The organism is Fodinibius salsisoli (assembly GCF_026229185.1).
Lineage (GTDB): Bacteria > Bacteroidota > Rhodothermia > Balneolales > Balneolaceae > Fodinibius > Fodinibius salsisoli.
On record NZ_JAGGJA010000001.1, the window covers coordinates 408,971 to 421,116 of the forward strand.

Consider the following 12,146-nt stretch of genomic DNA (forward strand, 5'->3'; position numbering starts at 1 on the left):
GCCTGATGTATGCTGAATTAACAGCTGTACATATTTACAGAAAAATGTTCTGCCAAAACCAGCTGCTTAACAGGTAATACTACACCCGACAACAAGGCAATAACTATCTTCAGCAAGAATAATTTTCATCTGATTTGAAGATGGAGGGAGGCGACTGCTTTTAACACTACAGGTGGGACTTTTTGCACAACATTAATTGTTCTCCTTCTCTAAAACCATAGTCAAAAGATAACGCAGCCATGGATACAGATAATATAGTTGCCGGCATCAAAAAGAGGAATCCTCATCAGCCTACTTTTTACCAAGCTGTAGCCGAGGTTCTTGATTCTATAAAACCGGTTCTGGATAAAGATGGGCAATACAAGGAGCATAAAATTATTGAACGTCTTGTCGAACCCGACCGGATCATCAGTTTTAAAGTCACCTGGCAGGACGATGACGGGGAAATTCACGTCAACCGGGGCTATCGCGTGCAAATGAACAGTGCCCTGGGGCCCTACAAAGGTGGCCTACGGTACGATCCGTCCGTAAACCAGGATATCCTGAAGTTTCTGGCCTTCGAGCAAACCTTTAAGAATGCGCTGACCGGCATTCCGCTGGGGTCGGGCAAAGGGGGATCTGACTTCAATCCAAAAGGGAAATCAGATGATGAAATTATGCGATTTTGCCAGAGCTTCATGTCAGAACTGTACCGGTATATTGGTCCGGATGTGGATGTACCCGCCGGCGACATAGGGGTCGGCTCTCGCGAAATCGGCTACCTGTTCGGTGCATACAAAAAGTTAAAGAACGAATTCAGCGGGGTATTGACGGGTAAAGGGGTAAACTGGGGCGGCAGCCTGATCCGTACTGAGGCTACCGGCTATGGACTCATCTTTTTTGCTCTCAACATGTTAGCTGAGCAGAATGAATCCCTAAAAGGAAAGAAATGCCTGGTATCGGGGGCAGGGAATGTAGCTCAGTATGCTATTGAAAAGATTATCCAGGAAGGCAGTATGCCGGTTACCGTATCGGACTCTGACGGCTTTATTTATGATGATGAAAGCATCAACGAGGAAAAACTGGAATTCATCAAACGACTAAAAAATGAGCAAAGAGGTCGCATTAAAGAGTATGCCGACGAATTTTCGAGTGGCGAGTATACCGAGGTGGATGGGAACTCCGATTCGAACCCCCTGTGGGATATTGAAGCCGACTGCGCCTTCCCCTGTGCCACCCAGAACGAAGTACAGGAAAAGGACGCCCGGCACTTAGTGGATCATGGTATCCAACTCATTGCTGAGGGGGCCAACATGCCGTTAACACCCGAGGCCCTAGAGGTTATTCGGAATGCTGATGTGCTATACGCGCCGGGCAAAGCGACCAATGCGGGCGGGGTAGCGATCTCCGGGCTGGAAATGACGCAGAATAAGATGGGCGTGTACTGGTCCCGCGACCGGGTGAGCTCTGAGCTGCAAGAAATCATGCGCGAGATCCATGAAAAATGTATAGAAGCAGCCAGTGAATATGATTTGGGTACCGATTACCTTGCCGGGGCTAATATCGCCGGATTTAAAAAAGTAGCTCAATCCATGATTGCCCAAGGCGTGGTATAAGCGAAAAGTGGCATCCGACTTCTAATCCCACATGCCTTGGGGTACAATCTCCAGGGCATGCCCGTCGGGATCTCGGAAGTAAAAGGAATAGTAGTCCTCAAACCAGTGCTGTTCATGCTCGATAGTAATTCCCCAGCATTGAACCTGCTCTTTCATGGCTTTATACTCACTTTGTGGTACCTCAAAGGCAATATGGAGGTTGCCTTCTCCATGATGCGGCGGTAGTTTGTCATCCTGTTGGGTTGCACCGGACAAAAAGCATAGCAATACCGAGGAGCCCACTTTGAAAAAGACATGGCGCCCTTCTTCTTTGGCTATCATCTTAAAACCAAGCTTTTCTTTGTAGAAAGTTTCTGTACGTTCTAAATTCTGCACATACAGGCTGGTCTCTTTGATCTGTGTAATATTCATTACGGCCTTTTTGTCTGCTCTTTTTCGTCATTCTGCTTCACTTACCTCTAATGTAATACCTTCTTCGGCCAGTTGTTCGGTTGATTTTAACTGGATGGACCGGCCATGCTTGTCGCTTATATCCCCGGATGCCAAATGAGAAGCATAGACGCCCGTAGCTTCCCCCGGAATTGCACTACTTGGTTGTGTTTTATGGTTGCGAATATATGCGAAGTTAATCAGTTCGGTCACCGTTACCGGACTGTCGTCCAGCTCCTGGGCCATAACCTTGAACATCATCTGTTGCCCTGCGGTGGCTGAAGAGACGAGTCCCGCGCCCATACCTTCAGGAGAACTCAACGCCAACGGACCATTAATAAAGACATACTGACCTTTGCCACGCTCTCTGAACCGTTTCAGAAAAGTTTGGGCCGTTACAAAATGAGCCATCAAATAATCATTAATAACTTCGCAAAAAGTATCTACAGAGACATCAATCATTGAGGGAGCCCCTTGAAAACGTCCTAATGATGCAATAGCCGCATCGGGTTGCCCAACCTGCTTAGCGATTTTATTTAAAAGCGATTTGGAGGTGGATGGATCTCCTATATTACCGACCATGGTATGAAGCTGTTCAACAGATGTTTTATCCAGATCATGATTTATAATGTCATTCAATTGTTGAAGGCTATCCTTTGAACGAGAGGGTACCACCACAGTAGCCTGCCGCTTTAAAAGCTCTTTAACAATAAAAGATCCTACATTTCCAGTTCCTCCTGCTACGACAACAATCTTATCTTTCAGTGATTCCATAATCGTATAAGGTTTTTAGATTATAACTTATTGATTTATCAGGGGCCTTTGCAAAGCTCCCTATAAGACAGTTTCCTGGTGACCCGTTTTTTGCTTCAGGGTCGATCTTAGCTTTTCTACATTCGGTAGAGCGAGTTTAAATTCATTTTCGAGCACAATCCGTAATTCATTGGCCGTTTCAAGGGTTTGCTCCTCGGTTGGGCCCTCCAAATGGTGGATCTTAAACGTATTGCCAGATAACACATAACGACGCCCCGGAGCGGTTCGGGCTGCTATCAGATCATTCACGAAATGGGATTCCGGGTGATGAGAGAGGTACCAGCTGGTGAGTTCGTAGTCCGGCTGATAATGTTCCTGCAGACCAAACTGGTAAAGCGCCTTCCATTCTTCTTTTATCTGTATCTGTAACAGGTATTCTTCCTCTTTTTGAACAAGCCGATAGGGCTCATGTGGGGTCTGTTGAACCATATCCGGCTCCAGCAACATTGGGGCTGAAAGCGTCGATCCGCCAAAACCCACATCTGCGATATAGCTTCTACCTTCCACCTGAACTAACAGGAGCATATGTCCGCGGGGTGTCATCTCCTCTTCCGATTTATTCCACCGAACCCGGGCGGCCAGCCCCTTCACTTCAAAACCAATCTGTTGCAACACATTGCGGAACAGTAGGTTCTGTTCAAAACAGTAGCCGCCCCGTTGGTTTTGGATCATCTTGTCTTCCAGCGATTGCAAATCCAACTTCACCGGCAATGCCAGTAGTGGATTAAGATTCTCGAATGGGATGGCTTCCGTGTGCTTCTCATGGAGAATGCGTAACGTATCCAGGGTGGGCGTTGGTGTTCCTTCATATCCAATTCGTTCGAAATAGTTGTCCAGATTTATTGCTGACATCATGCAGCCTCCTCATTAATATTAAAACGCAAAGCATCATCAATCTTTTTCTGATATAAGGCATCGGCAAACCACAGGAATTCATCCAGAAATTTTTGTCCCGAACTTTCTATTTTATCACTCTTCGGGCAATAGTTTTCATCAAAGGAACGATGAACCCGGGGCACCAGCCATTTTAACGGCATCGGAAAAGCGCCTATACTCAAAATTATTTGCTGAAGGTGTCGTGATGCATTGATACCACCCATTTTACCTGACGAAGTAGCCACAGCACCAATAGGTTTCTTCTGCAACTCACTCCAGAAATAGTCTAACGTATTTTTGAGCACACCCGAGATGCTGCCATGATATTCTGGTGTAATAAAAATGAGAGCATCGGCCTCGTTCATCCGTTGGCTTATCTTGGAAGCCTGCGTGAGACTGTCTGGATGATTTTGGAGCTTTTCTTCAAATATGGGCAGCGAAGTTTCAGCCAGATCAATCAGATCACTTTTGATATCTCGATCCTGAAGTTCATTATGCAGGTAATAGGCAGCTTTATGTGTTTGTCTTCCCTTTCTAGCGCTGCCCAAAATTATAGCAACTTTCATAATATCAAATGTTTGTGGTTTGTGTTATGATTTATCGGGGAACCCGAATCCAGCATAGAATCCAAAAGTTGCAATGCCTATGGGAACATCCCCATTGGTTACTTCATGGATAGTATCCGCAGTTTCAAAATCGAACCCGCCATATAGTTCAATAAGTGTAGCACCATCTTCGGCTACCTTGCTGGCCAGCCTGACGGCCTGCAGGGTATCACTAACAGCTACGTAAGTCACTTGACCACCCTCATACCGTTCTTCTATGCGGTCGGTTTGTGGATCAGCATGTTCGTCCAGGATAATGAATACTTCCTTTTCTTCTGTCTGGTTAGCTGTGGATTGGTACCGTTCTTTCAGTTTTGCGATATCGATGAGTACCTCAAAAGGATAAGTCACCAGTCCCACGGGAATATCATCCTCCACGACCGAACGAACAGCGGAAATCCAACCAAGGCCTGTGCCTCCACAAAGTTCGATGGATGCCACTCCCTTGTCTTTGGTTAACGTACCGGCAAGTTCTGCTGCTGAGGATGGGTTGGGCGCATAGGCAATGTAGTTATGATTCAGAGCGCGAAGTTCGGAGTATTCTCCAGCAAAAATAAGGGCTCTGCTTCTGTTCTTATCCATAGCTTTTCAAGTATTAATAGTTATTTATTTTAGGATTCCGGACGCGTAGGTTGCACACGCAGCATCGGTTTATATGCAGGCAAGTAGGCTACCAACAGATATAAATTGAGTACAGCTGCTACTACACCGGGTACAATACTGGCGGGAGCCAGCGACAGATGGAAACCGATGATATTTACGATTACGGGCACCAGCAGAATGAGCGCCAGTGGAACGAACCGGTTAGCAAGGAGTGAAATGCCGGCGAAAAGCTGTACCGCAAAAACAAGCGGCATCATATACCCGGATTGGACCAGGGCACCCATAAACTGAGCCGCTTGCTCGGGCATGGCTGGCTGAGGCAAGAAATGGAAAAATCCATTGAGGCCGAAAACGAAGAACATAAATCCTAACAAAAATCGGCTTACTGTTACTACTTTCTTGGGAAATAATGAGTGGTTAAGCATAATAGGTAGATACTATTTGGTAATTAAAATTAATTAAGAGGTTAACTTTAAAATTAGTCTTGGTTCTTATCCTGCTGCTTGGCAGCGATGGCTTCTACTTCAAACAACATACCTTCTACAGCCAGCCGTGATACAGGAATGAGGCTTTGGGTTGGAAATTTCTTGTCTGACCAATGGTTTAGAGACTCTTCAATGAGCACCCGGTGTTTATCCTTATTGTGGTTAACCACCAGCGTAGTAAGCTTCACAACATCCTGCATAGAGCTATTTTGGGAAGCAAGCGCCAGCCTTAGATTTTCAAAGGCCTGATGCACCTGGCTTCGGAAGTTGGCAATAGTATCTTGCTGGTGCTGCCCGCCGCCTTGTCCGGCTACATAGATCATGGTACTGTTGGGCGGTACGGTAGCTATATGCGAGTAGCCGAAGTCCGTAGGATCATATAATGTTGTTGGGTTGGATATTTCGTGCTTCTTCTGTTCAGCTTGATTGGTGTTCATAGTTTCTTGCGTATTCTCAGAGTTATATATTTTCTTTCATTATAGAGTAAACTCCACGATCGGCGGTAATACCGAGGCGTTCAAACATTTCAGCAGGATCGAAATTCTCTTCCTCATACGCAGCCTTCACGGTCTTCTTAGCATTTTCCAGTGCTTCTGCGCTTTCCCACTCAGCTATCGTCATGCAAATTAGGTTGCCCGACTCATCCCTCCGCTGATACACCTCGTGCTTAATAAATCCGGGGAGCTTTTTGATGATATTCGGGTTTTTCCGCAGTCGTTTGGTGAACTCCTCAATTCCTTGCTTTGGAACTGTAAACTTGTCAATGTGGATGCGTTTTTCTGGTTGACCCATGGGCATAATATCAGAGATTAAACCTCCGGGGATTTTGAATTCCCCGGAGGTTTCGGAATTACAGTTTTAGTCGTTAAGCTTCTTGGTAGTTTACCTCTACAGCATCCCAGTCTACGACCTTCCAGAACGCCTCGACATAGCTACCGCGCTTATTTTGATAGTTGAGATAGTAGGCGTGCTCCCAGACATCAAGCCCCAGGATCGGTGTGCCCTGCGTACCTGCGACATCCATCAATGGATTGTCCTGATTAGCTGTAGATGTAATCACCAACTCATCATCAGCAGTCACGACCAGCCAGGCCCATCCCGAACCAAATTGACTGCCGGCTGCATCCGCAAATTGTTCTTTAAAGGCCTCAAACGAGCCGAACGCCTGATCAATAGCTTCCGCTAACGCTCCTTCAGGTGCCTCTTTTCCTTCAGGAGCCAAAATACTCCAGAAAAGACGGTGGTTATAATATCCACCACCGTTGTTACGGACAGCATCCGAATGTTCAGATGCATTGGAGAGGACCTCCTCAATGGAGGCATCCTCCAACTTAGTACCTGCTATAGCATTATTGAATTTGTTGGTGTATCCCTGATGGTGTTTGGTGTGATGGATCTCCATTGTTTGGGCATCGATAACGGGTTCCAGGGCGTCGTATTCGAATGAAAGTGTTGGAAGTTGGTAACTCATAATTGATCTTTAGTTTCAAGTATTGTTCCTGTTCACCCGCTAATCTAAAAATTCTCGCTATTAAACCAAATAAATGCTTTGTTTATTGTGATAATTTCTTTTTATGCGGTCGATAAATAATTGCAAAGGGGCTTTTAATTTCTTTTTGAAGGCTTATTCAGTACTTTGAAAAAGTTGTCCAATTAAATGCTTTGTTTATTATGAAAAATGAATTGCCAAGTCATGAACGCGCCGTCTGGATTCTGAAGACCCGGGGGGCTCAGCCTCTTTCTGCTATCGCGGAAGAGATGGATGTGACCAAAGAGGGGGCTCGATTTCATCTTCTGAAGTTGGAAAAAGAAGGATTAGTGCAGTCGCAGTCGAAAGCAGAGGGACGTGGCCGGCCTAAAAAAATTTGGTCACTCACAGAAAAAGGACATGCCCGGTTCCCTGATCGACATGCAAATATGACTGTCAACCTTATAGCCATGATGCGACAAACACTGGGGGATGAAGCCGTTCAAGACGTTATCAATGCGAACGAAAAGCGTACGCTGGCTGAATACGAGGAGGAGCTCAAAGAATGCGATACCCTGGAAGGAAAAGTGGCTAAACTGACGGAAATCCGAAGCCGGGAAGGCTATATGGCCGAGTACCAGGAGAAAGAGGATAGTTTCCTGTTTGTTGAAAATCACTGCCCCATCTGTGCAGCTGCTGAAACATGCCAACAATTCTGCCAGGCTGAACTTAATATTTTTGAAGAGGTGCTGGGAGAGGAGGTCGATATTCAACGAGAGGAACACATCATAAAGGGAGCGCGGCGCTGTGCCTACCGTATTGCCAAATAATGACAGCGGTGACTTTTCGATATCTAGGAAGGCCTCTCATAGATCAAAAAAATGTCGCATTTGTACAATTTGGTATGGTCATTGATAGCTAAATTGGGGTAATACCCTGTTACAAATGCTATAAGGATAACTTTTCAGATTATTGACATAGGGTTGTCAGTTCGAGCATTTATCATTGAAAAAAGACAACTATTGGTGTAAATACGATCTATGATGGGAAATAACATTATCGCGGATAACCTGAAGGTTCTGGTCTTTAAATCAAACATTGATACTCCGGCTAAGGTCAATCATATTCAAGGCACTTTGCTTGATGATGATTACATTTACCAAGTAGATGTGGATTTAGAAGATTGTGACAATGTGTTAAGGGTAGAATGTCATCCTCGAAGTAGTGCACAACGTATGATTGAACAGCTACATAAAGCCGGCTTCACCGGGGCTCGATTAATGTGAACTGGAAAAAAAACTTTTTAAAAGCATTTCTATGGAAACGATAAAGCTGATTATCCTTATTGGTATGGTAACCTTTACGGGACTTACGGCCGGACTGTTTTTTGCCTGGTCGTGCTCGGTAATGCCCGGATTATCCCGGGTCCCAGACAGGGTGTTTATAACAGCTATGCAATCCATGAATCGAGCGATTCAAAATCCACTCTTTTTTAGCATTTTCTTCGGTGCAGCCCTGCTTCTTCCGCTATCGTCATACCTATTCCATGGTGTTGCATTGGTTTTTGAGTTATTGGTCGGCGCCACCATTGTCTACTGGGTCGGCGTCATAGGCGTAACTATTTCTGGTAATGTACCACTTAATAACAAGCTTGAAAGTTTTCAGTTAGCCTCAGTTTCCGAAGATGACATGTTTAAGATTCGCGAGGGATTTGAATCTCGCTGGAACCGATTAAACCATGTACGAACAATTGCTTCTACCGTAACGCTGGTGCTGACCATTACCGCAACCCTTCTTTTGCATTAGCAATTTTAAAATCCATTGACAAAGGGAGCTGCACAATTCCTTGGCTTAATCTACAGGCCAGCAAGGAAGCTGTCGGGAGTAATGTTTTAGAATTTCCCCGGAATTTTCCGGGGAGCCAAGTTTAGGTTATGTGTTCATAGTAGAAGTAATTTTGTGTTGACTAAAGTGACATTAATAGCTCTATCTAAGGACCAATTTAAACTTCTCATCTGTCCAGAGAATGACCAGTGGCATGGTACAGACCAGCAACGAATTCAAATAAACGGAGAATGGATGATGATAACTCATATGGACGGTGAAGGCGCCTATCGCAAATGGCCATAACAAGAAGAGCGATATTATTTTGAGGGGCCGGTAGTAAAGACCAGCAATAATGCCTATTACACCAAGGGTTTCGGCAAGCCCTATGAGAAATGTAATAGTGGTTCCAAAGCCCATGCTGGCCATTCCCTCCATCATACTGGGAACACCCAAAATCTTGTAGGGTCCGGCATAGCCAAAAATATAAATGACAATAGCTAATGCAATCCAATGAACTGCTTTTCTTAATGATTGTGGAACGGATATTTTCTGACTTTTCATAATGTGTGCTTATTTACGTTTAGCGTTTTCTGTGGCTAAACCTATCCGTTTTAAAAGTCGTATGTAAGTACTTACAGAGTTTATAACTCCTTACAATTTTGTAAGTTTTGGCTCCAGAGCATGTAAACAGTGAATACCATTTTAAGTTGAATGGTTTGGGCGATTATTTTGATTATGTAACTGACAGAAGTTTTTGAACACTTGGAAATAGTTAATAATAGCTATGAGAAAAAAGAACTCAACCAATTGGATTAATGAAAAAAAGATAACCGCCAATTGCGGGATGGGCTACACGCTGAACTTAATTGGCGGGCGGTGGAAGGCCGGGATCCTATGGGCTATTGTAGAGAAGGGGACCCTGAGATTCAGCGAAATTCGAGATCAGCTTTCCGGCATCTCAGAACGTATGCTTGCCAAACAGCTGGATGAACTGGAAGAAGATGAGCTTATCAACCGTATCGTCTACCCGGAAGTGCCCCCACGCGTTGAATATGAGCTGACCAAGCTGGGTGTATCCATGCGTCCCATGCTGCAGCAGATGTCCGAATGGGGAGAGATGCATCAAAAACAAACGGAAGAGGCCGCTCAGTAGCTAAATGATATCACATTCCTATTTTAATACCTCAGGGCAGAGCCCCGAGGATTATTTATTCTTAATAAGATAGAATTCTGGCAAATAGTACACTAACTATAGCTGATATCACTCATCCGATGAGCAGGAAATATCGAAAACTTAGATTAGGATAAACGAAACCCCGAGCGATAGCACTTGTAACATCTGAACCTCTTCCGAGAAATCGTCATCATACACCAGTTCAAACCGGAGCGAGGTATTCATAAAACTGTTGATCTTTCCGGTAAGCTGATTTGAAAAATATATGTCCGTGCTTGAAATAGCCCGATTGACGTTGGTAAAACTTTCTAAGCTCGAGCTGAGTACAAAGTTTTTAACAATGGGATGTTCATAGCTGGCCCCAAGGGTAATGCCTGCTTCATTTCTGATGTTTGACCCTTCATCTAACCCATAGACTGTTGCCAGATTATCATCCGTCACAATGGTCTGTTGCATTCCCAAACCAGCTTCAAAACTATAAATATCATTGGGTACATAGGCTAAGCCTGCATTCTGGGAAAAATAAGCCGGCGCCATAAATTTTGATATCAATACATCTCCTCCCTCAGGACCAGCACCATATTCGAAGCCTTTGTCGAATTGTGTTCTGAAATCAATATTTCCGAACAGAGAAAAGTCACTTTCTTCTTTTGCAAGATTGTAAAGGAACCGATTTTTAAGTAATAGCAGGTCATCAGTTTTTCGCGTCCCTTGATCTTCAATTTTTGATTTCCCATACCGGGTACTCAAAAGAGAGCCATAAGAAAACCGACCTTCTCGATACTTGCCGGTGATGGCTGAATGTGCATTTCCACTAATATTATTAACCCCTCCTTTAGCCCAATTCGAGTAGGAAGCTTGTGAGCCATTCAATCCTGCTACCCAGCTGTAATCCCACCCGGAAAGGGTGTCGCTAAATGTAATCTCTTGAGCCTTTAGTTGGTTGGTACTTGCTGCAATGGCAATAATAAAAATTAATAGAAGCGTTTTTTTCATCTTACTAATATTTGTATATGTGACTATTATCGTTGATAGGATTTACTGAAATAAAATTTGATAAAATATTATCTGCCTGTAAATATAAACTTTATTAGGAGGTATCGTTAATACTAATTGATGGTAGTATTGATACCTATTTTATGTCCCCTAATATGCCTATATATTATAATGGAGGTTAGCAAAATTAGTTCCTCGTAAATAGACTGTGTGAACCAAAGGAATATTTTAGCCGTTCCAATTTTTAGATAATGAGAAACAAGATGACTGAGAAAAGCTAAGTAATTTTAGACCGCCACTGCTTCTTTGTTATATTTCTCACGGTATTCCACCGGCGTCAATCCCGTTATACGACTAAATAAATTGCGGAAGGACTTTGTATCTGAATAGCCCACATCATACATCACCTGGGAAACATTTTTGCGACTGGTTTCCAACTCTCGCTTGGCCGCTTCCACTTTTACTCGCTGCTTGTATTCCGTTACCGTGTTATGGGTAGCCTTTTTAAACCGGCGCTCCAGGGTTCGTCGACTCATGGCCAGTTCGTCAGCGATGTTATCAACCCGAATTTTCTCCTGGTAGTGACTTTCGATATACTGCTGGGCCTTTTTAATTGCTTCATCCTCGTGATCTTTTTGTCCCTCGAAAATGATAAAATCCGACTGGCTTTCCCGGCTGATATCCAGAGAAAACGCTTTTGAGGCCATAATGGCTTCTTCGCGACCGGCATACTTTTCGATAAGGTGCAGCAACAGATCCGTGAATGCATAGGCTCCACCGCTAGTATAGATGCCGTCTTCCTCTGTCATAATTTTTTCATCCACCAGATTAACATTGGGATACATCTGTTTAAAGTTTTGGGCATGCATCCAGTGGGTGGCACACTGCTTGCCATCAAGCAGACCGGTTTCCGCCAGGAAAAACGCTCCCACACACATGGTTGCTACTTCAGCACCCTTTCTGTACTGATCGATTATCCATGGCACAAACTCCTTATTCTGTTCATACCCTTTTTGCGGATCATCGTGAATGGCTGGAATGATCATCAAATCTGTCTTATCCACATCCTTCAGCAGGCAGTCCGGCCGTGCCGAAAATAGCCCGGTCGATTGCGGAACCTCTTTGTCAAGCCCCACCAGGTGCACATCAAAAACGGGCGGCTTACCCATATCAGCACGTATTCCGTTCACCTGATTAAAAATCTGGTGCGTGCCTGCAATATTGACTAAGCTGGTGTGTCCCCTCGGGATAAGTATAGATATGTGTGTCATGGCC

At 44.4% G+C, this 12,146-nt stretch carries 17 protein-coding genes; 5 read left to right on the plus strand and 12 right to left on the minus strand.

Translation table 11 applies throughout. From position 1 onward, the window contains the following. Nucleotides 1-239 precede the first annotated feature (239 nt). Nucleotides 240-1,595, plus strand: a complete 1,356-nt coding sequence (gdhA, locus tag J6I44_RS01495) for an NADP-specific glutamate dehydrogenase (protein WP_265764167.1) — start codon at nucleotides 240-242, stop codon at nucleotides 1,593-1,595. Nucleotides 1,596-1,616: 21 nt separating this feature from the next. On the opposite strand, the gene J6I44_RS01500 is transcribed toward gdhA, so the two are convergent. From J6I44_RS01500 to J6I44_RS01540, 9 genes are all read right to left on the minus strand, one after another. Further along, complete coding sequence (locus J6I44_RS01500) at nucleotides 1,617-2,006, minus strand: VOC family protein (protein ID WP_265764168.1); 390 nt, start codon at nucleotides 2,004-2,006, stop codon at nucleotides 1,617-1,619. A 27-nt stretch (nucleotides 2,007-2,033) separates the two neighbouring features. Next, nucleotides 2,034-2,798 (minus strand): SDR family NAD(P)-dependent oxidoreductase, encoded by a 765-nt coding sequence (locus tag J6I44_RS01505; RefSeq protein WP_265764169.1) that lies wholly within the window; start codon nucleotides 2,796-2,798, stop codon nucleotides 2,034-2,036. Nucleotides 2,799-2,858: 60 nt separating this feature from the next. Further along, nucleotides 2,859-3,692: an arylamine N-acetyltransferase family protein gene (locus J6I44_RS01510; RefSeq protein WP_265764170.1), complete on the minus strand. Its 834-nt coding sequence runs from the start codon at nucleotides 3,690-3,692 to the stop codon at nucleotides 2,859-2,861. Beyond that, a complete protein-coding gene (locus J6I44_RS01515; protein ID WP_265764171.1) occupies nucleotides 3,689-4,279 on the minus strand; it encodes an NADPH-dependent FMN reductase in 591 nt (196 codons plus the stop codon). Before J6I44_RS01515 ends, J6I44_RS01510 begins: the two co-directional genes overlap by 4 nt. Before the next feature lie 24 nt (nucleotides 4,280-4,303). Beyond that, nucleotides 4,304-4,900 (minus strand): DUF6506 family protein, encoded by a 597-nt coding sequence (locus tag J6I44_RS01520; RefSeq protein WP_265764172.1) that lies wholly within the window; start codon nucleotides 4,898-4,900, stop codon nucleotides 4,304-4,306. 29 nt (nucleotides 4,901-4,929) lie between these two features. Continuing rightward, entirely contained in the window at nucleotides 4,930-5,346 is a 417-nt protein-coding gene (locus J6I44_RS01525; protein ID WP_265764173.1) for a hypothetical protein, read from the minus strand. A 53-nt stretch (nucleotides 5,347-5,399) separates the two neighbouring features. Further along, a complete protein-coding gene (locus J6I44_RS01530; RefSeq protein WP_265764174.1) occupies nucleotides 5,400-5,843 on the minus strand; it encodes a Rid family hydrolase in 444 nt (147 codons plus the stop codon). Nucleotides 5,844-5,865: 22 nt separating this feature from the next. After that, a complete protein-coding gene (locus J6I44_RS01535) occupies nucleotides 5,866-6,204 on the minus strand; it encodes an antibiotic biosynthesis monooxygenase family protein (protein WP_265764175.1) in 339 nt (112 codons plus the stop codon). A 67-nt stretch (nucleotides 6,205-6,271) separates the two neighbouring features. After that, nucleotides 6,272-6,877, minus strand: coding sequence for a superoxide dismutase (locus J6I44_RS01540; protein ID WP_265764176.1), 606 nt, complete (start codon nucleotides 6,875-6,877; stop codon nucleotides 6,272-6,274). A 200-nt stretch (nucleotides 6,878-7,077) separates the two neighbouring features. On the opposite strand from J6I44_RS01540, the gene J6I44_RS01545 reads away from it, so the two are divergent. The 3 genes from J6I44_RS01545 (at nucleotide 7,078) to J6I44_RS01555 (ending at nucleotide 8,680) form a co-directional block, all read left to right on the plus strand. Further along, the gene (locus J6I44_RS01545) at nucleotides 7,078-7,704 is read left to right on the plus strand and encodes a helix-turn-helix transcriptional regulator (protein ID WP_265764177.1); all 627 of its coding nucleotides are present in this window, start codon (nucleotides 7,078-7,080) and stop codon (nucleotides 7,702-7,704) included. A 210-nt stretch (nucleotides 7,705-7,914) separates the two neighbouring features. Beyond that, nucleotides 7,915-8,160 (plus strand): hypothetical protein, encoded by a 246-nt coding sequence (locus tag J6I44_RS01550; protein WP_265764178.1) that lies wholly within the window; start codon nucleotides 7,915-7,917, stop codon nucleotides 8,158-8,160. A 31-nt stretch (nucleotides 8,161-8,191) separates the two neighbouring features. After that, on the plus strand, nucleotides 8,192-8,680 hold the full coding sequence (locus J6I44_RS01555; protein ID WP_265764179.1) for an anthrone oxygenase family protein: 489 nt from the start codon (nucleotides 8,192-8,194) through the stop codon (nucleotides 8,678-8,680). 180 nt (nucleotides 8,681-8,860) lie between these two features. Here J6I44_RS01555 and J6I44_RS01560 read toward each other — a convergent pair whose 3' ends face one another. Then, nucleotides 8,861-9,262 (minus strand): DoxX family protein, encoded by a 402-nt coding sequence (locus J6I44_RS01560; protein ID WP_265764180.1) that lies wholly within the window; start codon nucleotides 9,260-9,262, stop codon nucleotides 8,861-8,863. A gap of 223 nt (nucleotides 9,263-9,485) precedes the next feature. Between J6I44_RS01560 and J6I44_RS01565 the strand changes: the two genes are divergently transcribed. Next, nucleotides 9,486-9,854 (plus strand): winged helix-turn-helix transcriptional regulator, encoded by a 369-nt coding sequence (locus tag J6I44_RS01565; protein WP_265764181.1) that lies wholly within the window; start codon nucleotides 9,486-9,488, stop codon nucleotides 9,852-9,854. A gap of 141 nt (nucleotides 9,855-9,995) precedes the next feature. Here the strand turns inward: J6I44_RS01565 and J6I44_RS01570 are convergent, their stop codons facing one another. Then, entirely contained in the window at nucleotides 9,996-10,871 is an 876-nt protein-coding gene (locus J6I44_RS01570; protein ID WP_265764182.1) for a DUF3078 domain-containing protein, read from the minus strand. A gap of 287 nt (nucleotides 10,872-11,158) precedes the next feature. Then, nucleotides 11,159-12,142 (minus strand): GlxA family transcriptional regulator, encoded by a 984-nt coding sequence (locus J6I44_RS01575; protein ID WP_265764183.1) that lies wholly within the window; start codon nucleotides 12,140-12,142, stop codon nucleotides 11,159-11,161. Nucleotides 12,143-12,146: the final 4 nt, after the last annotated feature.